The 18,077-nt window shown below is 72.5% G+C and carries 21 protein-coding genes; 11 read left to right on the top strand and 10 right to left on the bottom strand.

Annotated elements, in window-relative coordinates; genetic code table 11:
• Positions 1-44 precede the first annotated feature (44 nt).
• The 4 genes from galE (at position 45) to IEX89_RS10300 (ending at position 4,265) form a co-directional block, all read left to right on the top strand.
• Entirely contained in the window at positions 45-1,049 is a 1,005-nt protein-coding gene (gene galE, locus IEX89_RS10315) for a UDP-glucose 4-epimerase GalE (RefSeq protein WP_188912441.1), read from the top strand.
• A 109-nt stretch (positions 1,050-1,158) separates the two neighbouring features.
• Complete coding sequence (locus IEX89_RS10310; protein WP_188912439.1) at positions 1,159-2,457, top strand: lytic murein transglycosylase; 1,299 nt, start codon at positions 1,159-1,161, stop codon at positions 2,455-2,457.
• Positions 2,458-2,510: 53 nt separating this feature from the next.
• Positions 2,511-3,788 carry an SGNH/GDSL hydrolase family protein gene (locus IEX89_RS10305; RefSeq protein ID WP_188912436.1) on the top strand — a complete coding sequence of 426 codons (1,278 nt, stop codon included), beginning with the start codon at positions 2,511-2,513 and terminating at the stop codon, positions 3,786-3,788.
• A 51-nt stretch (positions 3,789-3,839) separates the two neighbouring features.
• Complete coding sequence (locus tag IEX89_RS10300) at positions 3,840-4,265, top strand: PilZ domain-containing protein (RefSeq protein ID WP_188912434.1); 426 nt, start codon at positions 3,840-3,842, stop codon at positions 4,263-4,265.
• Positions 4,266-4,285: 20 nt separating this feature from the next.
• On the opposite strand, the gene IEX89_RS10295 is transcribed toward IEX89_RS10300, so the two are convergent.
• On the bottom strand, positions 4,286-5,347 hold the full coding sequence (locus IEX89_RS10295) for a TadE/TadG family type IV pilus assembly protein (protein WP_188912432.1): 1,062 nt from the start codon (positions 5,345-5,347) through the stop codon (positions 4,286-4,288).
• Between the two features lie 137 nt (positions 5,348-5,484).
• On the opposite strand from IEX89_RS10295, the gene IEX89_RS10290 reads away from it, so the two are divergent.
• The gene (locus tag IEX89_RS10290) at positions 5,485-6,294 is read left to right on the top strand and encodes an SDR family NAD(P)-dependent oxidoreductase (RefSeq protein ID WP_188912430.1); all 810 of its coding nucleotides are present in this window, start codon (positions 5,485-5,487) and stop codon (positions 6,292-6,294) included.
• A 409-nt stretch (positions 6,295-6,703) separates the two neighbouring features.
• On the opposite strand, the gene IEX89_RS10285 is transcribed toward IEX89_RS10290, so the two are convergent.
• The gene (locus tag IEX89_RS10285) at positions 6,704-7,000 is read right to left on the bottom strand and encodes a 4a-hydroxytetrahydrobiopterin dehydratase (RefSeq protein ID WP_188912428.1); all 297 of its coding nucleotides are present in this window, start codon (positions 6,998-7,000) and stop codon (positions 6,704-6,706) included.
• Positions 7,001-7,250: 250 nt separating this feature from the next.
• Here IEX89_RS10285 and rpmF point away from each other — a divergent pair, with 250 nt between their 5' ends.
• Positions 7,251-7,436, top strand: a complete 186-nt coding sequence (gene rpmF, locus IEX89_RS10280) for a 50S ribosomal protein L32 (RefSeq protein WP_188912426.1) — start codon at positions 7,251-7,253, stop codon at positions 7,434-7,436.
• A 209-nt stretch (positions 7,437-7,645) separates the two neighbouring features.
• Here rpmF and IEX89_RS10275 read toward each other — a convergent pair whose 3' ends face one another.
• Both IEX89_RS10275 and IEX89_RS10270 read right to left on the bottom strand, forming a co-directional pair.
• Entirely contained in the window at positions 7,646-9,724 is a 2,079-nt protein-coding gene (locus tag IEX89_RS10275) for an oxidoreductase (protein WP_188912424.1), read from the bottom strand.
• A gap of 17 nt (positions 9,725-9,741) precedes the next feature.
• The gene (locus IEX89_RS10270) at positions 9,742-10,584 is read right to left on the bottom strand and encodes an alpha/beta fold hydrolase (protein ID WP_188912422.1); all 843 of its coding nucleotides are present in this window, start codon (positions 10,582-10,584) and stop codon (positions 9,742-9,744) included.
• Between the two features lie 285 nt (positions 10,585-10,869).
• Here IEX89_RS10270 and IEX89_RS10265 point away from each other — a divergent pair, with 285 nt between their 5' ends.
• From IEX89_RS10265 to IEX89_RS10250, 4 genes are all read left to right on the top strand, one after another.
• Positions 10,870-11,748 carry a LysR family transcriptional regulator gene (locus tag IEX89_RS10265; RefSeq protein ID WP_188912420.1) on the top strand — a complete coding sequence of 293 codons (879 nt, stop codon included), beginning with the start codon at positions 10,870-10,872 and terminating at the stop codon, positions 11,746-11,748.
• An 84-nt stretch (positions 11,749-11,832) separates the two neighbouring features.
• The gene (locus tag IEX89_RS10260) at positions 11,833-12,630 is read left to right on the top strand and encodes a ZIP family metal transporter (RefSeq protein WP_188912418.1); all 798 of its coding nucleotides are present in this window, start codon (positions 11,833-11,835) and stop codon (positions 12,628-12,630) included.
• A gap of 85 nt (positions 12,631-12,715) precedes the next feature.
• A complete protein-coding gene (locus tag IEX89_RS10255; RefSeq protein ID WP_188912417.1) occupies positions 12,716-13,438 on the top strand; it encodes an AzlC family ABC transporter permease in 723 nt (240 codons plus the stop codon).
• Positions 13,435-13,755, top strand: coding sequence for an AzlD family protein (locus tag IEX89_RS10250; RefSeq protein WP_280513913.1), 321 nt, complete (start codon positions 13,435-13,437; stop codon positions 13,753-13,755). The genes IEX89_RS10255 and IEX89_RS10250 overlap by 4 nt, the downstream gene beginning before the upstream one ends.
• Positions 13,756-13,765: 10 nt before the next feature.
• Here IEX89_RS10250 and IEX89_RS10245 read toward each other — a convergent pair whose 3' ends face one another.
• Positions 13,766-14,119 carry a RidA family protein gene (locus IEX89_RS10245; protein ID WP_188912415.1) on the bottom strand — a complete coding sequence of 118 codons (354 nt, stop codon included), beginning with the start codon at positions 14,117-14,119 and terminating at the stop codon, positions 13,766-13,768.
• A gap of 144 nt (positions 14,120-14,263) precedes the next feature.
• Here IEX89_RS10245 and IEX89_RS10240 point away from each other — a divergent pair, with 144 nt between their 5' ends.
• Complete coding sequence (locus IEX89_RS10240; RefSeq protein ID WP_188912412.1) at positions 14,264-15,022, top strand: M48 family metallopeptidase; 759 nt, start codon at positions 14,264-14,266, stop codon at positions 15,020-15,022.
• 39 nt (positions 15,023-15,061) lie between these two features.
• Here the strand turns inward: IEX89_RS10240 and IEX89_RS10235 are convergent, their stop codons facing one another.
• The 5 genes from IEX89_RS10235 to IEX89_RS10215 form a co-directional block, all read right to left on the bottom strand.
• Positions 15,062-15,808, bottom strand: coding sequence for an SIMPL domain-containing protein (locus IEX89_RS10235; protein ID WP_188912410.1), 747 nt, complete (start codon positions 15,806-15,808; stop codon positions 15,062-15,064).
• 88 nt (positions 15,809-15,896) lie between these two features.
• A complete protein-coding gene (locus IEX89_RS10230; RefSeq protein ID WP_188912408.1) occupies positions 15,897-16,358 on the bottom strand; it encodes a hypothetical protein in 462 nt (153 codons plus the stop codon).
• On the bottom strand, positions 16,355-16,927 hold the full coding sequence (locus tag IEX89_RS10225; protein WP_188912406.1) for a hypothetical protein: 573 nt from the start codon (positions 16,925-16,927) through the stop codon (positions 16,355-16,357). The genes IEX89_RS10230 and IEX89_RS10225 overlap by 4 nt, the downstream gene beginning before the upstream one ends.
• A gap of 12 nt (positions 16,928-16,939) precedes the next feature.
• On the bottom strand, positions 16,940-17,557 hold the full coding sequence (locus IEX89_RS10220; protein WP_188912404.1) for a rod-binding protein: 618 nt from the start codon (positions 17,555-17,557) through the stop codon (positions 16,940-16,942).
• A gap of 35 nt (positions 17,558-17,592) precedes the next feature.
• Positions 17,593-18,075, bottom strand: a complete 483-nt coding sequence (locus tag IEX89_RS10215; protein WP_188912402.1) for a hypothetical protein — start codon at positions 18,073-18,075, stop codon at positions 17,593-17,595.
• Positions 18,076-18,077 lie beyond the last annotated feature (2 nt).

The following is an 18,077-nucleotide window of genomic DNA, read 5'->3' as shown; positions in this document are numbered from 1 at the left end:
ACAATGCCCCAGCCTCGCGCACGACGTAAAGCGGGAGAGGTCCCATGGCGGTCTTGGTCACTGGCGGTGCCGGCTATATCGGGGCGCACGCCGTCCTCGCACTCCTCGACGCGGGAGAGGCCGTGGTCGTCCTCGACGATCTCTCCACGGGCGTGCGGCCGATGGTGCCCGAGGGCGTGCCCCTCGTCGTCGGCGACGTCGCCAATTCCGCCCTCGTGACGCGGGTCGTCGGCGAGCACGGCGTGAAGGAGGTCATGCATTTCGCCGCCAAGATCGTGGTGCCGGAATCGGTGGCCGATCCGCTCGGCTATTACGACGCCAACACGATGAAGACCCGTGCGCTCCTCGCCGCGGCGCTGGCCGCCGGGGTCGAGCGCTTCGTCTTCTCCTCGACGGCGGCGGTCTACGGCGAGCCGGACCTCGCGATCATCGACGAGGACGCCCCGCCCGCGCCGATCAATCCCTATGGACGCTCCAAGCTGATGAGCGAGTGGATGATCCGCGACGCCGCCGCGGCGCACGGGCTCGACTACGCCATCCTGCGCTACTTCAACGTCGCGGGCGCCGATCCGAAGGGCCGCGCCGGCCAGAGCGCGACGAACGCCACCCACCTGATCAAGGTGGCCTCCCAGGCGGCGCTGGGCCTGCGGCCGGCGCTCTCGATCTACGGCACCGACTACGCGACGCCCGACGGCACGTGCCTGCGCGACTACATCCAGGTGACGGACCTCGCCGACGCGCATCTCGCCGCGCTCCGGAACCTGCGCGAGCGAGGCGGGCGCCACACGTTCAATTGCGGCTACGGCCGCGGCGCCTCCGTGCGGGAGGTGGTGGAGACGGTCAAGCGCATCTCCGGCATCGACTTCCCCGTGGCCGAGGCCCCGCGCCGCGCCGGCGATCCCGCCGCCCTCGTGGCCGATGCGACGCGCATCCGCGAGACGCTGGCCTGGGAGCCGCGCTTCGCCGATCTCGACACGATCGTCGCCCAGGCGCTCGCCTGGGAGCGCCGGCTCGGCAACGGCGCGGAGCCGGTCCGCGCGACCGGGTGACGCGGGGGGCGCGACGGGGCCGGTGCGGCCGCCCTTAATCCGATCTTCACCACGATCTGGTGGCATCCGCGAGAACGGGTTAACCTTTCTCTCGGAAATGAGACCAGACATGCCGCGCACCACCTCAGCCCTCGACACGCGTCGGCGCCTCGCGCGCGCCGCCGCGCTCGCCGCGCTGGCGGCGACCCTGCCGCTCGCCGGCTGCACGGTCGCGGGCGCCGGCACCGGCATCGGCGAGCCCGTGGGCATCGCCACCGCGAGCCTCGATCCGGGCGCGGCGCAGGAGGGCGTGCCGCAGGGCACGTTCGACGCCTTCGTCGCCGGGCTCTGGCCGGAGGCGCAGGCGCGCGGCGTCTCGCGCGCGACGTTCGACACGGCCTTCCGCGGCGTGACGCCCAATCCGCGCATCATCGAGCTGACGCGCCGCCAGTCGGAGTTCACCCGGCCGATCTGGGAGTACATCGACAACGCCGTCTCGGCCGAGCGCGTGCGGCTCGGCGAGCGGGCGCGGGCGCAATATTCCTCGATCCTCTCCTCCGTCGAGCGCGCCTACGGCGTGCCGCAGGCGATCGTGCTCGGCGTGTGGGGCATGGAGACGAATTTCGGCGGCTTCACCGGCGACATGGACGTGATCCGCTCGCTCGCCACCCTCGCCCACGTGCGCCATCGCGGCGACTTCTTCCGCGGCGAGCTGCTCGCGGCGCTCGAGGTGCTCGAGCAGGGCAAGATCTCCCGCGGCGAGCTCGAAGGCTCCTGGGCCGGCGCCATGGGCCACACCCAGTTCATGCCGACGAGCTACCTGCGCTACGCGGTGGACGGCGACGGCGACGGCAAGCGCGACATCTGGCGCTCCATCCCGGACGCGCTCGCCTCCACGGCGAACTATCTGCGCGAGCACGGCTGGCGGCCGGGCCTCGACTGGGGCGTGGAGGTGAGCCTGCCGTCGGGCTTCGACTACGCCCAGCAGCGCATGCCGATGGCGAATTGGGCGGCGCTCGGCGTGCGTCCCGCCAACGGCGGCGCGCTTCCCGGTGGCGGCGCGGAGGCGACGCTGTTCCTGCCCGCCGGCGCCTCCGGGCCCGCCTTCCTGGTCACGTCGAACTACGACGTGATCAAGCGCTACAATTCCTCCGACAGCTACGCCATGGGCGTCGCCCTGCTGGGCCAGCGCCTCACCGGCGGCGGCGGCGTGCGCGGCTCCTGGCCGCGCGACGAGCGCATGCTCAGCGGCGACGAGCGGCGGGAATTGCAGACGCGCCTCGCGGGGCTCGGCCTCTACGACGGCACCGTCGACGGCAAGATCGGCTCGATGACCCGCGAGGCTGTTCGTCGATTCCAGCTCTCGCGCGGGCTGACGCCGGACGGCTATGCCGACGTCGCCCTGCTCGAAGCGCTCAGGGGGCGCTGACGCCGTCGATGAGGCGCTGACGCGCGGGCCGAAGCGCGCTATCATGGCAGACCATGACGCGCGCCCCTCGCCCGTTCGTGACCGCTCTCCTCGTCCTCGCGGCGCTGCTCCTCGGCGCCGCGACGAGCACCCGTGACGCCCGCGCCAACGACGACGAGCGGCGCATCTTCCTCGAGATGTTTCGCTCGGACCCGGCGCCGGCGGCACAGGCCGCCCCCGCGCAGCGCGAGCGCCCGCGCCAGAGACGCGTCACGAGGCCCGCGCCGGCCTCGGCCGCGACAGCTCCGCCGGAGAGCGCCGCAGCCGCCGTCGCCCCCGGCGAGGTCCTCGTCACCCATCGCGTCGTGGTCTTCGGCGATTCCCTCGCGACCAATCTCGGCGACGGGCTCGCCGACGTGCTCTCCGACCAGCCGCAGGTGATGGTCGCGACGCGCGCGCAGGGCTCGTCGGGTCTCGTGCGCGACGATTTCCACGATTGGCGCGCCGAGATCGAGCCCTTCCTCACGGGAGACGAGCGTTTCGACATCGGCGTCGTGCTCGTGGGCCTCAACGACCGCCAGGACATCGCCACGCCGGACGGGCGGCTCGAGCGCCTCGGCGAGCCCTGGAAGGAGGCCTACGCGGCGCGCGTCGACACCATCATCGAGCGTTTCGCCCAGGCGCGGATACCGCTGATCTGGGTCGGCCTGCCGCCCATGCGCTCCTCGCGTCTCTCCGCCGATCTCCAGGCGATCAACGAGATCGTGCGCGGGCGCGTCACCCGGGCCGACGGGATCTACGTCGACATCTGGCAGGCCTTCGTCGACGACGACAACCGCTATTCCGACAACGGCCCGACGCTGGAGGGGCAGATCGCGCGCCTGCGGGCGGGAGACGGCATCCACTTCACCCCGGCCGGCGGACGCAAGGCGGCGCATTTCGTCGACGTCGAGATCCGCCGTCTGCTGACGCGGGACGTAGGCCCTCTCGCCCGCGAGAGCCGGGAGGTGCCCGCCGGCGCCGTCGGCATCGCCGCGATCGAGAACCTGGAGAACCTCTCCGTGGACGAGATCGTCGCGCGCCTCACCGCGGCGGGCGTCGAGATTCCGGAGCTCGACGAGCCGGCGCCGGCGCCCGCCATCGGCCCCGTCCTGCCCCTCACCGCGTCCGCCCGCACCCAGGGCGCGGCGCTGGCGACCGCGCCGCCGCTGGCGGATCGCTCGATCCGGCTCCTCAACGAGCGCGTCCTGGCCGACGGCGTCGCGCCGGGGCCCGTCCCCGGCCGCGCGGACGATTTCAGCTGGCCCGGATCGGCGCCGGCGGGGACCACGGGAACCACGCGATCCCGTTAAGCCTTCCTTCGCGGCATGCGGCTAGGCTCGGTCTTCGGAAGGACCGTTCCGATGACCGAGACTGCCGATCCCGCCGACCACCGCACGGCTCCCCGCCGCCGCGCCCTCATCGCCGCGAAGCTCAGCTACGGGGGCGGCGCGGTGACGGTGGACTGCGTCGTGCGCAACATATCCCAGACCGGCGCGAAGCTCGCGCTCTCGGAAGGCATCACTATCCCGCACCATTTCGAGATCGTGATCCCGCAGCTCAACGCCGTGCACCGGGCCGAGCTGCGCTGGCGCACCGGCGGCGAGGCCGGCATCACCTTCCTCGACGCGCAGGGCGCAAGCCCGTCGGGCGACGGCGAGGAGGCCTTCGCGACGCAGCAGACCAGCATCGCCACCCCCGGCGAGGAGGCGCTCAAGGCGCGCATCCGTCGGCTGGAAGCCGAAATCGTGCGCCTTCGCGCCCGCGTGGCCGAGCTCGGCGGCACCTGAGGCGCGCCGCGCCTGCGGCCTCACTTCACGATGAGGACCTGCTTGTCGGTGACGCGCTCGCGCACGGGGCAGTTCACCACGAGACGAATGTCGTCGTAGTCTCGGTCGGTCCAGCCCAGGCCCGGCGGGCGGTCCTCCCAGCCGAAATACATGTACATGCCCTCCTGGCAGGCCGCCGTCGCCGTTCGCGGATCGCGGCCGGTCCTGCGATTGGGCACGATGCCGCCCTGCGAGACCGGCTTGCACTCGGCGAGCGTCGCGCATCGGATCGTCTCGAGGATCGGGCTCACGCTCATGTCGATCGGCGTGCGCGTGCTGCCGCCGACGACCCGATAGCCGCGCACGTCGTGCACCATCACCCGCGTCTCGGGATCGAGCACGGTGTCGGCATAGTACTCGTAGACCTCCTGGGCGGGATCGTCCCAGCGGTTCGGGTAGCGCCGCGCGCTGCGCACGTTGCGCAGCATGTAGCTGACCACCTCCCCCGGTCCGCAGGTGGGGAGCGCGAACCCTTGCGCCGCGTAGTCCGTCGGCGGCGAGCCGTTGTCGGCGATGGGGGTCAGCGCGCGGCGCCCGCGGTCGGGCTCGTCGGCGCGCTCGTCGTCGTAGCAATAGAGGTAGATGCGATTGTAGTCCGCCGCCTCCGGCTCCAGGAGCGACTGGTGCGGCGGGGTCGTCGCGTAGGTCGGCGGGATGCGCTTCGTCACGCTCTCCAGGCTGAACGCGATCTCGCGCGGCATTCCGGGCACCGCCGCGAGGATGCGCGTGTCCACCGCCGCCTCGATGCGCACGGAATAGTGCGCTTCGTCCAGCCACTGGCCGGTGACGTCGAGCGCCTCCAGCTGGTCGCCGTAGCGCTCCTGCAGCAAGGCCTTCGCCCCGCCCAGCGCCTGCGCGGCGATGTCGTCGTCCGCCGACGCGATCCGCACCGCCGTCGCGTCGCCGACGCTGCGAGCAAATTCCCGCGCGGCGCCGACACGCGTATAATCCACCGCCGCTCCCGTGAGGCCGAGCATGGGGACCACCATGAGGGCGAAGGAGAGGGTCACGTTGCCGCGTTCGTTCTTCCCGAAATTGAACATAGGGCTCCTCCTCGGTTTCAGGAAAGCTTAAGGCTCAGATCCAAAAGCGAGGTTTGCACGAATGCTCCATTTCGGGATTTTGTGAAGCGGCCTAATATACCTTAGGGAAACCATAGTAATCACATAAGGGACCTCCGATGCTCGACTTCACCGACCGGATCGCCTTCGTCACCGGCTGCGGCTCCCGCGCCGACGGCTCCAAGGGCGAAGGCTGGGGCAACGGCCAGGCCATCGCCACGCTCCTCGCCCGGCGCGGCGCGCACGTCGTCGGCTGCGACCGCGATCCGGACGCGGCCGAGGTGACGCGCCGGATCGTCGAGGCCGAGGGCGGCTCCTGCGAGGTGCATACCTGCGACGTCACGAGCCGGGCCGAGGTGGAGGCGCTCGTCGCCGCCATCGTCGAGCGTCACGGGCGCATCGACGTTCTCGTCAACAATGTCGGCCGCTCCGAGCCGGGCGGTCCCGTGGAGATGGACGAGGCCGTCTTCGACGCGCAGATGGATGTCAACCTGAAGAGCGCCTGGCTATGCTGCAAGGCGGTGCTGCCGATCATGGAGCGGCAGGGCAAGGGCGCGGTCGTCAGCGTCTCGTCCGTCGCGGGGCTGCGCTACATCGGCAAGCCGCAGGTGGCCTATGCCGCGGCCAAGGCGGCCCTCCTGCAGATGACGCGCGCCACCGCGGTGCTCTATGCGCCCAAGGGTGTGCGGCTGAACGCCGTCGTGCCCGGGCTCATCGGCACGCCGCTGGTGCGGCGCCTGGCGGACAAGTATGCCGGCGGCGACTACGACGGCTTCGTCGCCACCCGCAACGCGCAGGTCCCCATGGGCTTCATGGGTGACGCCTGGGACGTCGCGAACGCGGTGGCGTTCCTCGCCAGCGACGAGGCGCGCTACGTGACGGGGACGGAGATCGTGGTGGACGGGGGCTTCGTCGCGGCGACGCGATGAGGAGGTTCGGCGTGCGCAGTCTCCCGCTATCGTTGCATCCGCGGGTGCCGGCTGCTATATTGCTCTTGGAGTGGCAGGGAGAGGTTTCCCCCTCCCCGCCCTTTTTCAGCCGCCGATGGCCACGCGGAAGACGAGGTGCAAGCTCGTCTTCCGCACCATGCGGAAGCTGAAGGACACGCTGATGCGTGGAATGATCCACGACATGGCACATCCCTCCTCACGAACGAGCGCGGCACGCGCCCGATGATGCGGAGAACCGACCTCCGCATGGGGCTCGTCTGCACAGCCCTGGCATTCCCTCGGTCGTGAACGTGGCGCGTGCGCCACAGCTCGTTCGTAGACGTTCGTGCGTCGGCAGACAAGCAAAACGTATCAAGATCGCGTAGATTCAACCTATCGCTGAATTTCTTCAACCGCTCGCCAGGCGATCCATCTCCTGCGCCAGGGTCACGTCGAGCTTCGTGAGGCCGCCCGCGTCATGGGTGGAGAGGGTCACCTCCACCGTCTTGTAGACGTTGAACCATTCCGGATGGTGGTCGTGCTTCTCGGCGACGATCGCCACCTTCGCCATCCAGCCGAAGGCGGCGACGAAGTCGGCGAAGACGTAGCTTTTGTGGATCGCGTCGCGCCCTTCCACCATGGTCCAGCCGGTGAGCCCCGGCAGCATCGCGTCGCGCTCCTCTCGGGTGAGCAGGTTGGCGGCCATGTCGTCCTCCTGGATGGCTGGTTCTCGTCGTATCGCGTGCTCTCGAAACTAGGGCATCGGCGCCCCGAGTGGAATGCCGCCGACGGGCGCGAGACGCCGCCGCCCGGCGCCGCGGAAATCGTGCGCCGGGCACGTTTTCGGGGTAGGCAAGCGCGCCGGGAGCGTATATAGACCGCGCCTCGACCCAGATACCCGCCGGCGGGCGCGGACGCACGCGCGCGCCGGCGCATGCCGTGACCGGAGACGAACCATGGCCGTTCCGAAGAGAAAGACGTCGCCGTCCAAGCGCGGCATGCGCCGCTCCGCCGACGCGCTGAAGGCCCCGACCTATGTCGAGGACAAGGACTCGGGCGAACTTCGCCGCCCGCACCACATCGACCTGAAGACCGGCATGTATCGCGGTCGCCAGGTCCTCACGCCGAAGTCCGAGGACTGATCGCCCGCGGCGGTCCTCCGGGACCGCCCGGCGTCGCGCCTCGCTCGAGCAATCGAGACACGAAAAGGCCCGCGCACGACGCGGGCCTTTCTGCGTTCTCGCACCCATCAGCGATGCCTGCCCCGCGAGCGCGCACGCCAAAAGCCCGGCCGGCACGGGGTGCCGACCGGGTCTTCTTTTACTCGGAGCGTGAGCGCGGACGTGCCGCCTCAGAGGCTCATCGCCACCCGCATCCCCTCCAGCATCGCCGCATGCATGTTGCGCGAGGCGACCGCGTCGCCGATGCGCGCGAGGACGAAGCGGCCCGACGGGTTCGCGACGGGGAAGTCGAACCGGTTCTCGTCGATGCGCTCCAGCCCCAGCACGCCCGCATTGGAGGCGTGGGGGACGAGGCCGTGATAGACCTCGTCGAGCGGCACGGTGCCGTTCTCGACGACGAGCGCGTCCGCCTCGATCTCCTCGGCGACCCCCGTCAACGTGTTCTGGACGCGCACGCCCACGCCGTTTCCGCGCGGCGCGAGGCCCGCGAGCGAGCGGTTCGGCACGATGGCGACGCCAAGCGTGAAAAGCGCGCGCAGGGCGACGGCGCGCGTCGTCGGCCCGAGCTCCTGGAGCGGCATCTCGTCGGGCGTGAGGAAGGTGACGCGCGCTCCCTTGCGGGCCGCGACCTCCGCGGCGATGGCGGCTGCGTGCGTGCCGATCTCGTCGTAGACGACGACGTGCCCCTCCGGACGCGCGCCGCCGCCCAGCAGGTCCCACACCGAGCCGATGCGCTCGGTGCCGGGCACGTCCGGGATCGCCGGCAGGCCACCGGTGGCCAGCACGATGGCGTCCGCCTCCTCGGCGAGGAGATCGGGCGCCTCGACGTAGGAATTGAGCCGCACCTCGACGCCTTCGCGCTCCACCGCCTCGACCAGCCATTCGACGACGCCGAGCGTCTGGCGCCGTACCGTGCCGGCGCCGGCGAGGAGCAGCTGCCCGCCGAGCCGTGGTGCCGCCTCGTGCAGGACGACGCGATGGCCTCGCGCCGCGGCGACGCGCGCCGCCTCGAGCCCGCCCGGACCGCCGCCGACCACGACGACGCGCTTTCGCGCGCCCCCGGCACGGGGGATCACGTGAGGCAGCGTCAGCTCGCGGCCCGTGGCCACGTTGTGGCCGCACACGGCGGCCTTGCCCTGGTTCACCCGATCGACGCAATAGCCGAGCCCGACGCAGGGGCGGATCAGCGCCTCCTCGCCGGCCGCGAGCTTCGTGACGAGGTAGGGATCGGCCATGTGCGCGCGGGTCATGCCGACCATGTCGACGAGCCCTTCCTTGATCCCGTAGCGGGCCGTCGCGAGATCGGCGACCCCGCCGGCGGCGAGGACCGGCACGTCCACGGCGGCGCGGATGCGCCCGGCGCTCGCCAGATGCCCCGCCTCGTCGAGCCCCATGGGCGGCACCCATTCCGCGAGCCCGAGATTGTCGTAGGGCGCACCGGCGACGACGTTGAGGAAGTCCACCGCGCCGGTCTCCGCGAGGCCGCGCGCGATCGCGACGCATTCGTCGTCGGTCAGCCCGCCGGCGCGGCTCTCGTCGCCGCTGATGCGCAGGCCGAGAGCCGGCTCCGGCCCGATGGCCTCGCGCACGGCGTGCACGATGTCCACGACGACGGCGAGGCGCCGCTCGAGCGGGCCACCCAATGCGTCCTCGCGGCGGTTGGCATGGGGCGTCAGGAACTGGCCGAGCAGGTGCCCGTGGGCGAGGAGCTCGATGCCGTCGAAGCCCGCCTCGACGCAACGCCGCGCGGCGCGCGCGAAATCGGCGCGGATGCGCGCCACGTCGGAGGCCTCGATCGCCTTGGGGATCGCGCGATGTGCCCGCTCGCGCAGGGCGGAGGGCGCGACCGTGGGCAGCCAGGCGCCGTCGTCCCAATGCGTGCGCCTGCCCATATGGGTGAGCTGGCACATGACGGCGGCGCCCTGCGTTTTCACGCCGGCCGTCAGGGCGCGAAACCAGGGGAGGATCGTGTCGTCGCCGGCATGGAGCTGCCCGAAGACGGACGGGCTGTCGACGGAGACGTTCGTGGAGCCGCCGATCATGGTGAGCGCGAGCCCGCCCTTCGCCTTCTCGACGTGGTAGGCGGCGTAGCGCTCCCGCGGATGGCCGCCCTCGGCGAAGGAGGGCGCGTGGGCGGTGGAGAGGATGCGGTTGCGCAGGCGAAGCCGCCCGATCATTACGGGGGTGAGCAGCGGGTCGGCGGGTCCCTGCCCGCCCGCAGCCGCGTCGTCGAGCCGGTCCGTCGTCATCGTGCTCTCCCCAGGCCTCAAGCGGTGTAGAGCATGGCGGCGAGGATCGCCTCCGGTGCGTCCTCCTGGACGAGGTGCCCGGCGCCGGGCACCGGCACGAGCCGCGCGCCCGGGATCATCCCGGCGAGGCGCTCGCCCTGCGAGAAGGGGATCCACGCGTCCGCCTCGCCCCAGAGCAGGGTCACGGGCAGGTCGAGCCGGCCGAGCATCGGCTCGATCTCGTCCGTGTAGCGCTGGTCCATCTGCGCGATCTGGGCATAGAAGGCGGGCTTGCCGGCCGCGCCGAGCCAGGGGCGCGCATGCACGTCGAGCGCCTCCGCCGAGAGCGGCCGGTGCGCCGCGCCGGCGATGTAGGCGCGCAGCATCGCCTCGTGCGCGTAGTCCGGCAGGCCCGCGAAGGCGGGTTCGTGGACGCGCACGTGCTGGACGAAGGGCGATCCCCAGGGCGCGATGGCGACGGGATCGACCAGCGTCAGCTTGGAGACGGGCAGGCCGTCGAGCAGCATGGCGCGCAGAACCGTCGCACCGCCGAAGTCGTGGGCGAGCACCTCCAGATCGGCCGTGAGGCCCCATTCGCGCACAAGCGCTGCGAGCACACCGTTCTGCACCCCGAGGGAGACATCGGCGCCCGGCGTCATGGCGGAGCTGCCGTAGCCCAGCAGATCGAACCAGTACACCTTGCGATTGCTTGCTAGCCACGGGGCGATCCGCCGCCAGACTTGGCAGGAGAAGGGCGTCCCGTGGACGAGGACGAGCGGCGAGGCGCCGATGCCGTCCTCGCCCGCGCTGCCCCAGGCGACCGACCGACCCTCGTGGACGAAGCGATGCGGTGTCGGCAGCTCCGACGGGAACGTGGCCATCTCGGTCCTCCTGGGATGCGCGGGTGGCGTGACGATCCCGGGGCGTGCCCGGCGGACGCTGGGGGGCTGGCCGGACGCCGCACCCGGGATCGCCGGAACGGGCTCGCGCCGGGGGCTGACCGACGTCCCCTCGTTGCCCCGAAAGACGCCGGCCGCCTCGACCTGCCCGACGCGAGGAACCGTTCCGTTCTTGACAGATATACGCGTGGCCGCTTTCCCTGTAGCGAATCCTAGTCACCCCTGCGTACGCCGCGTGGAAACGGGGCCATTCCGGACGAGCGAGAGATGGGGAACGCCGAGCCCTCCGCCGCGATCAGGCAGATCCTGCGCTCGGACGCCATGCGCGTCGCGCTGGCCGTCGTCGAGCTCGGCTCCGTGCGCCGGGCCGCGTCCGCCCTGTCGATGACGCCGTCCGCGGTGTCCAAGCAGCTCGTGCGCATCGAGCGCCAGCTCGGCCGCACCCTCTTCGTGCGCTCGCGCGACGGGGTGCGACCCAACGACGAGGGATTGGCGCTGGCGAGCTACGCGCGCCGCTTCCTCGCCCTCGTGGCGGAGGTGGGCGAGCGCTTCGAGACGGATTTCGCCTCCCCGCGCGTTCGCCTCGGCGTCGCCGACGACGTCGGCCTCACGCGCCTGCCCGCCGCCCTCGCCCGCGTACGCGAGACGGCGCCGGACGTGGCGGTGGAGCTCACCGTCGCCTTCTCCTCCGAGCTCATCGCGCTGACGGAAGCCGGCAAGCTCGACCTCGCGATCCTCTCCGACGGCGGCCCGCCCTTTCCCGCCGGCGCGCGCCGCCTGCGGCCCGAGCCGATGAGCTGGTTCGGCCGACGCGACGCGTTGCCGCCGGAGGGGCCGCTGCCGCTTGCCGTCGCCGCCGAAGGCTGCCCCTGGCGGGCGCGGGCGATCGCGCTCCTCTCCGCGGCGAAGGTGCCCTGGCGGATCGCCTGCACGAGCCCCTCCGCCGCGGGCCAGCTCGCCGCGGCGCGCCTGGGGCTCGCGCTGGCGCCGCTGCCGGAGGCGGTCGCCGCCGGATACGACGATCTCGCCCGCGTCACGCAGGGCCTTCCCGATCTCCCCGCCTGCGATCTCGCCCTCCTCGCGCCGGCGCGGCCGAGCCGCGCGGTCCGCGCCGTGACCGAAGCCGTGCGCGTCGCCTACGGCTGAGCGCCGCAGGCGCGAACGGCCCCGCCCGCCCCGTCGTTGTCGACCGGTCGCCGACCTTCCCGGCGACGCGATGGAGAATGCGCGATGGGCTCGGGCGGCGACGTCATCCTCGTCGGCTTCCTCGCGAGCCTCGGAGCGGGGCTCGTGACGGGGCTCGGCGCGATCCCGGTCCTGTTCGTGAAGAGCCTGCCGCGGCGGCTCGAGGACGCGGCGCTCGGCTTCGCCGCGGGCGTGATGCTGGCCGCGTCGTTCTTCTCGCTCATCGGCCCGGGCATCGCGTACGGCACGACGGTCTTCGGCGTGGGCGAGCCGGTCTCGGCGGCGATCGTCGTCGCCTCCGTCCTCGCCGGCGCGTCGGCCATCGACGTCCTCAACCGCCGGGCGCCGCACGAGCATTTCGTCGGGGGCCGCGAGGGGCCGAACGACGACGAGGGCGCCAAGCGCGCGCGGATCTGGCTCTTCGTCACGGCGATCGCCCTGCACAACCTCCCCGAAGGCCTCGCCGTCGGCGTCGCTTTCGGCGGCGACACGATCGCGGAAGGCGTGCCGCTCGCCCTCGCCATCGGCCTGCAGAACGCGCCCGAGGGCCTGTCCGTCGCCCTCGCGCTGGCGGGGCTCGGCTATTCGCGGCCCGTCGCGCTCGGCATCGCCACGGCGACGGGGCTCGTCGAGGGCGTCTCCGGCCTTCTCGGCGTGAGCGTGGTGACCGTCTCCGAGCCGCTCCTGCCGATCGGCCTCGGCTTCGCGGCGGGGGCGATGCTCTACGTCATCTCCCACGAGATCATCCCCGAGACGCACCGCGCCGGGCACCAGCGCCTCGCGAGCGCCGGCCTGATGATCGGCCTCGCGGTCATGACCTTCCTCGACACGGCGCTCGGCTGAGGCTCGCGGGAGCACTTTCGTCCAAGACGCGGCGGGTCGGGGCGCGCGAGACAGGCGGCCCGACCCTTCGCGAGACCGGGCCATCATGCACGCATCCCAATCGACCACCACGCGCCGGGAGGAGATCCGCGCCGCGCTCTCGGACATCGCCGCGCCCAGCCTCGCCCTCGTGCCGATCGGGGTGCTCTTCGGCGCGGTGGCGACGGCCGAGGGGCTCTCGGCCGCGGAGACGATGCTGATGTCCGGCTTCGTGTTCGCGGGCGGCGCGCAATTCGCGGCGATCGAGATCTGGGCGGACCCCGTTCCCGTCGCCGCGATCGTCTTCTCGACGCTGCTGATCAACCTTCGCCACGTCCTGATGAGCGCGTCGCTCGCCCCGCGCACGGGCGCCTTCGCGACCTGGCAGCGGATCGTGGGCTTCCACTTCCTCGCCGACGAGACCTGGGCGCTGGCCGAGCGCCGGGCCGCCGCGGCGCGGCTGACCCCGACCTATTACTTCACGATGATCGCCCTGTTCTTCCCGACCTGGCTCGTGACGATCTCGACGGGCGCCGTGCTCGGCGCGCGCATCGGCGACCCGCAGACCTACGGCGCGGATTTCGCCTTCCCGGCGCTGTTCATCGCGCTGATCGCGGCGCTCTGGAAGGGGCCGGCGACGGGCGTCGTCGTCGCGGCGAGCGCCGTCGCGGCCGCGTGCGCCGCCTGGCTCTTCGGACCGCCCTGGCACGTGCCGGCCGGCGCCGTCGCCGGCATCGCCGCCGCGGCGCTCGCCTGGCGTCCCGACCCGCTGAAGGAGAGAGAGACGTGACGAGCGCGTTCCTCGACGTCGACCCCGCGGCGTTCGCCGCCATCGCCGGCATGGCGATCGTGACCTACGCGACGCGCGTCGCCGGGCTCGCGCTCGCCGGGCGCCTCGCGCTTCGCGGACGCGCCGAGGCCGCCTTCGAGGCGATCCCGCCGGCGGTCCTCACGGCGGTGATCGCGCCGGCGATCCTGCTCGCGGGCTGGCCGGAGGCGGTGGCGGGCGCGCTGACGGCGCTCGCCGCGATCCGCCTGCCGCTCATCGCGTGCGTGGCGGTGGGCGTGGGCGCCGTCGTCGCCCTGCGGGCGATCGCCGGCGCCTGAGCCCGTCCGCTCAGCGAGCCGCGATCACCGCGATCTCGACCTTGTACTGGGCGGCGGCGAGCTTCGCCTCGACGGTGGCGCGCGCCGGCGCGCAGCCGGGAGCGACCCAGGCGTCCCAGACGCCGTTCATCTCGGCGAAGGTCGCCATGTCGGACAGCCAGATCGAGGCGGAGAGGAGCTTCGTCTTGTCCGTGCCGGCCTGGGCGAGGAGCGCATCGATCATCGAGAGGATCTCGCGGGTCTGGTCGGCCACCGAGCCGCCGGCGGTCTCCTTGGCCACCTGGCCCGCGGTGTAGACGGTGTCGCCGTGAACGACGGCCATGGACATGCGCGGGCCGGGCGCGATGCGGGTGATCTCGGTCATGGGAGGTCCTCCTTCTCTCGTCGTCGTCTCATGGCCGAGCGCCGCGCCGGGGGCAAGGGCCCAGACGCCCGCCCGACGCGAAAGCCGGCATCGCATCTTTCGTGGCATCTTGCTCCGAATCACCGGCACGGCGATGATGCGGGGATGGTCCTCTCGCTCCTCCGCCGCACGCTCGTCGATCCCGCGCCCGAGCCCGACGCGATCCGCGTCGCGTTCGGGGCGAGCCGGTTCGACGTCGCGGTGAAGCGCTCGGCACGGGCCCGGCGGATGACGCTGCGGGTGTCCTCCGCCACGGGCGAGGTCGTCCTCACCATCCCGGCACGCACGGCGCTCGCCAGCGCCGAGCGGTTCGTCGGCGATCATGCCGGCTGGATCGCGACGCGGGTGGCGAAGCTCCCCGGGCGCGTCGCCTTCGTGCCGGGAGCGGAGGTGCCGCTTCGGGGCGTCCCGCATCGCATCGTGGCGACCGGCGGGCGGCGGGCGCCCGCGCGGGTCGGCGTCGACGAGCACGGCGCGCCGGCGCTCCTCGTGCCGGGCGATCCCGATCTCGTCGCGGCGAGGGTGCGCGACCTCCTCCTGCGCGAGGCCCGCGCCGATCTCGCCGCGGCGGTGGCACGCCACACCGCGACGATCGGCATTCCGGCGAAGCGAATCACCCTTCGCGACACGCGCAGCCGCTGGGGCTCCTGCTCCGCGCGCGGGCACCTGTCCTTCTCCTGGCGGCTGATCCTGGCGCCGGCCTTCGTGCTCGACTATCTCGCCGCGCACGAGGTGGCGCATCTCAAGGAGATGAACCATTCCGCCCGCTTCTGGCGGCTGACGGAGCGGCTTTGCCCCCGCACCGACGAGGCGGAGGCCTGGCTCCAGCGCAACGGCGCCTCCCTGCACCGCTGGGGTGCGTGAGGCGCCCGCCTGCTCTCGGGGCGACTCGTGCGCCCTCGATCACTCGCCGATCGACCATTCCATGCCGATGCGGGCAGTGAAGGTGAGCTGCGCCGGCGGGACGATCGGCACGGCGGGCGCCGCGGAGGCGCGCATCATCACGCGATCCATCTCGGGCATCGGGCCGCCGCCGACATCGCCGTTGCCGATCTGCCGGATGGCGCCGAGCGCGACGCCGGCGGCCTGCGCCAGCACCTCGGCCTGGCGGCGCGCGTCGGCGACGGCGAGGCGCATGGCCTCCTCCTGCGCCTCCTCGCTGCGCTCGAGCCCCCAGCCGATCGACTGGAAGGTCATCGCCTCGAGCGCGAGGATCTCGCCCGCGAAGGCGCCCACCGTGTCGACGTCGCGCAGCACGATCTCGAGCTGGTGCGTCGCCGTGTAGGGCGGAACGGTGCGAGGATTGCCGTTGCGGTCGTATTCCTCGGGCGTCTCGTAGACCTGGAAGTTCGAGGTCGAGACGTCCTCGCGGGCGATGCCGCGCGCCTCGATGGTCGCGAGCGCCTCCTCGGTGGCGAGCCGGTTCGCCTTCACCACCTCGGCGACGCTGTCGCCGCGATTGGTCACGGCGACGAAGACGCGGGCGAAGTCGGGCGCGCGTTCCACCTCGCCGATGCCGGTCACGACGATGCGTCCGGCCTGCGCGGCGACGCCTCCCGAGGTCTCCTGCGCCGACGCCGGCAGCGGCGTCGCGACGGCGAGCGAGAGGGCGAGGGCGAGGCCGGCGAGCGGCGGGGCGGCGCGAAACATGGGGCACTCCTGGTGAACTCTTCGGAGCGCGACACTCTGACCGCTTCTGTGGCCAAGTCGAGGCGGGAAGCCGAGGCGGGGCCCGCCCTCAGCCGGCCCGCACCTGTGCCGGGTCGACGAAGTTGAACTCCTCCACCATCAGCTCGCGCACCACCGCCTCGCCGATACGGGCGTTGACCGCCTCCGTCAGGCCGGTGAGGAAGCCGCGCATGTCGAAGGCGCGCAAATCGGCGAAATCGATGGTCTCGTCCGCGAACAGACGCTGGAAGGTCTCGTCGAGGATGAAGCTCTCGGGGGGCACGCGCAGCCGGCGCAGGTCGTCCGTGTCCACCGTGTAGACGAACTGGGCGACCACGTAGCCGGCTATTCTTCCGTCGCGCAGGATCGGCACGGAGAGCGCGCGGGTCTTCTCGTAGGAGACGCCCTGGAAATAGGTCGGCTCGCCGGTGACGTCGGCGGCGCGCTTGGCGCGCCAGTCCGCGACGAGGTGCGAGGAGACGAAGACCGTGGCGCACAGCCACAGCCCGGCGACGAGGAGGCGCGCGATCATCGCCGCGCGCTCCCGCCGGCCGCGGGCGCGCCGACACGCACGGGGACCGGCCGCTCGGCGTAGGTGCCGTCGGAATCGCGCGCCTCCATGGCGCCGGCGATGGTCGCCGCGATCTCGCGCACGGCGTCGAGATGGGTGGTGAGAACGGCCTGGTTGCGGGCGATGGCGTCGCGCAGGCGCCCGAGCCGATCGCGCAGCACCTCCGAGACGGTCTGCTCGGCCAGCGGGCGCGCGGCGCGGGTGAATTCCAGGAGGCACAGGCTCTTGCGCCTGTTGAGGTCCTTCATCTCGCCGGTCGAGAGCCGGCCGATGGCCGCGGTCTCGTGCTCGAGCACGGCTTCGAGCCGGTCGATCGCGGCGATCATGCCGGTGGCGTCGCCGTAATCGGGATTGAGCACGGGCGGCGCGAGAACGGGCGCGAGCGCCGTCGGCAGGGGCTCGGCCGCGGCGGCGAGGAGCGCCTCGGGGGCGGCCTCGTCGGTCGCGGCGCTCTCGTGCGCGGCGCTTTCGTGCGTGGCGCTTTCTAGCACCGGGTCGGCTTGCGCGGCGGGCAGGGCGGCGTCGGTCATGATCGATCCGTGTCAGGTGCGATAGAAGCCGGTGAAGTAGGGAGCGTCGGAGGCGGGCAGCGCGGCCGAGGCGGTGGCGTGCTCGGGCCAGAGCGTCGCCTTGGCGGCGTTCACCTGGTCGAGCTCGGGATGGGCGGCGGCCACCGCGCGGGCGATGCCCACGCCGCCGGCGCGGGCGAGCTCGGCGCCGATCTCCTCGGCGAGGAAGCCGCGCCAGACGGAGCCGGCGGTGCCTTCGCCGAAGACGCTCGCCTCCTGGGGCATCAAGGTCTCGACGACCTGGCGCAGGAAGGTCGCCTCGAAGGCCTGGGCCGGCGTCTCGGCCGCGCCGGTCGCCGAGCGCGTCGAGCCGCTCGCGAGGTCCGGGCCCGCACCGATCCGCGCCGATTGCGTGGGCGGCGCGAGGGCGGCCAGCGTCTGCTGCAGGCGCTCGGGGGAGGGCGGCGGCATCGGCACCGGCGGCGGCGCCGGCGGGCGCGCGGCCTCGGCCACCATGGTCTCGAAGCCGTCACCCGTTCGACCGCGGGCGGCGGCGATGTCGCGCAGGCGCTCCGTCGCCGCGGCGAGCGCGGTGGGATCGGCGGCACGCGCCACTTCGAGGATGATGTCGGAGGGCGGTTGGATGGTCATGTGCGGGCCTCCTCCTCTCCTGGTTCGGTCGATCGTCAGGCTACAGAGCCGCCCTTGCCCGAGGCTTGCGGCGAGGAGGCTTGCGTGATGGGGGCTTCCTTCCGCAGGCTCCCGATCTGCGCCTCCCCGCCGCCGGCGAGGAAGGCCTCGAGGATGTCGAGGTCCTCCTTGCGTCGGCGCTCGTCCTCGACCTGGCGCGCGGCCTCGGCCTTGAGGATGCCCGCCGCCTTCTCGCGCCGCGCCTCGACGCGCACGGCCTCCTCCTGGCGCTCGCTCGCCGCCTCCAGCTGCCGGCGCTGGCGCGCGAGGCTCTCGAGACGCTTGGCGCCGCTCTCGACGAAGAGCCCCTTGAGCGGGGTGTCGGCGTTGAGCGCGGCGATGGTCTCCTCCTGCGCCTGCGCGACCGCGCGCGTGCGCCGGGCGAAGTCCGCGAGCTTCCATTCCTCGAGCTTGCGCTTCGTCTCCTGCAGCGCATGGATGCGCACGAGCGAGGCGTGGCGGGCGCGGGCGTCGGTCATGC

It is taken from the genome of Salinarimonas ramus, assembly GCF_014645695.1.
Taxonomy (GTDB): domain Bacteria; phylum Pseudomonadota; class Alphaproteobacteria; order Rhizobiales; family Beijerinckiaceae; genus Salinarimonas; species Salinarimonas ramus.
The sequence above is the reverse complement of the archived record's forward strand: the minus strand, read 5'-3'. Positions and strand labels throughout refer to the sequence as shown.

Coding starts and splice junctions, on each gene's coding strand:
- IEX89_RS10240 (WP_188912412.1), top strand. CDS start 14,264: ATGGTCCTCTCGCTCCTCCGCCGCACGCTCGTCGATCCCGCGCCCGAG.
- IEX89_RS10295 (WP_188912432.1), bottom strand. CDS start 5,347: ATGTTCAATTTCGGGAAGAACGAACGCGGCAACGTGACCCTCTCCTTC.
- IEX89_RS10275 (WP_188912424.1), bottom strand. CDS start 9,724: ATGACGACGGACCGGCTCGACGACGCGGCTGCGGGCGGGCAGGGACCC.
- IEX89_RS10305 (WP_188912436.1), top strand. CDS start 2,511: ATGACGCGCGCCCCTCGCCCGTTCGTGACCGCTCTCCTCGTCCTCGCG.
- IEX89_RS10245 (WP_188912415.1), bottom strand. CDS start 14,119: ATGACCGAGATCACCCGCATCGCGCCCGGCCCGCGCATGTCCATGGCC.
- IEX89_RS10220 (WP_188912404.1), bottom strand. CDS start 17,557: ATGACCATCCAACCGCCCTCCGACATCATCCTCGAAGTGGCGCGTGCC.
- IEX89_RS10230 (WP_188912408.1), bottom strand. CDS start 16,358: ATGATCGCGCGCCTCCTCGTCGCCGGGCTGTGGCTGTGCGCCACGGTC.
- galE (WP_188912441.1), top strand. CDS start 45: ATGGCGGTCTTGGTCACTGGCGGTGCCGGCTATATCGGGGCGCACGCC.
- IEX89_RS10260 (WP_188912418.1), top strand. CDS start 11,833: ATGGGCTCGGGCGGCGACGTCATCCTCGTCGGCTTCCTCGCGAGCCTC.
- IEX89_RS10300 (WP_188912434.1), top strand. CDS start 3,840: ATGACCGAGACTGCCGATCCCGCCGACCACCGCACGGCTCCCCGCCGC.
- IEX89_RS10255 (WP_188912417.1), top strand. CDS start 12,716: ATGCACGCATCCCAATCGACCACCACGCGCCGGGAGGAGATCCGCGCC.
- IEX89_RS10235 (WP_188912410.1), bottom strand. CDS start 15,808: ATGTTTCGCGCCGCCCCGCCGCTCGCCGGCCTCGCCCTCGCCCTCTCG.
- IEX89_RS10270 (WP_188912422.1), bottom strand. CDS start 10,584: ATGGCCACGTTCCCGTCGGAGCTGCCGACACCGCATCGCTTCGTCCAC.
- IEX89_RS10310 (WP_188912439.1), top strand. CDS start 1,159: ATGCCGCGCACCACCTCAGCCCTCGACACGCGTCGGCGCCTCGCGCGC.
- IEX89_RS10290 (WP_188912430.1), top strand. CDS start 5,485: ATGCTCGACTTCACCGACCGGATCGCCTTCGTCACCGGCTGCGGCTCC.
- IEX89_RS10215 (WP_188912402.1), bottom strand. CDS start 18,075: ATGACCGACGCCCGCGCCCGCCACGCCTCGCTCGTGCGCATCCATGCG.
- IEX89_RS10265 (WP_188912420.1), top strand. CDS start 10,870: ATGGGGAACGCCGAGCCCTCCGCCGCGATCAGGCAGATCCTGCGCTCG.
- IEX89_RS10285 (WP_188912428.1), bottom strand. CDS start 7,000: ATGGCCGCCAACCTGCTCACCCGAGAGGAGCGCGACGCGATGCTGCCG.
- rpmF (WP_188912426.1), top strand. CDS start 7,251: ATGGCCGTTCCGAAGAGAAAGACGTCGCCGTCCAAGCGCGGCATGCGC.
- IEX89_RS10225 (WP_188912406.1), bottom strand. CDS start 16,927: ATGACCGACGCCGCCCTGCCCGCCGCGCAAGCCGACCCGGTGCTAGAA.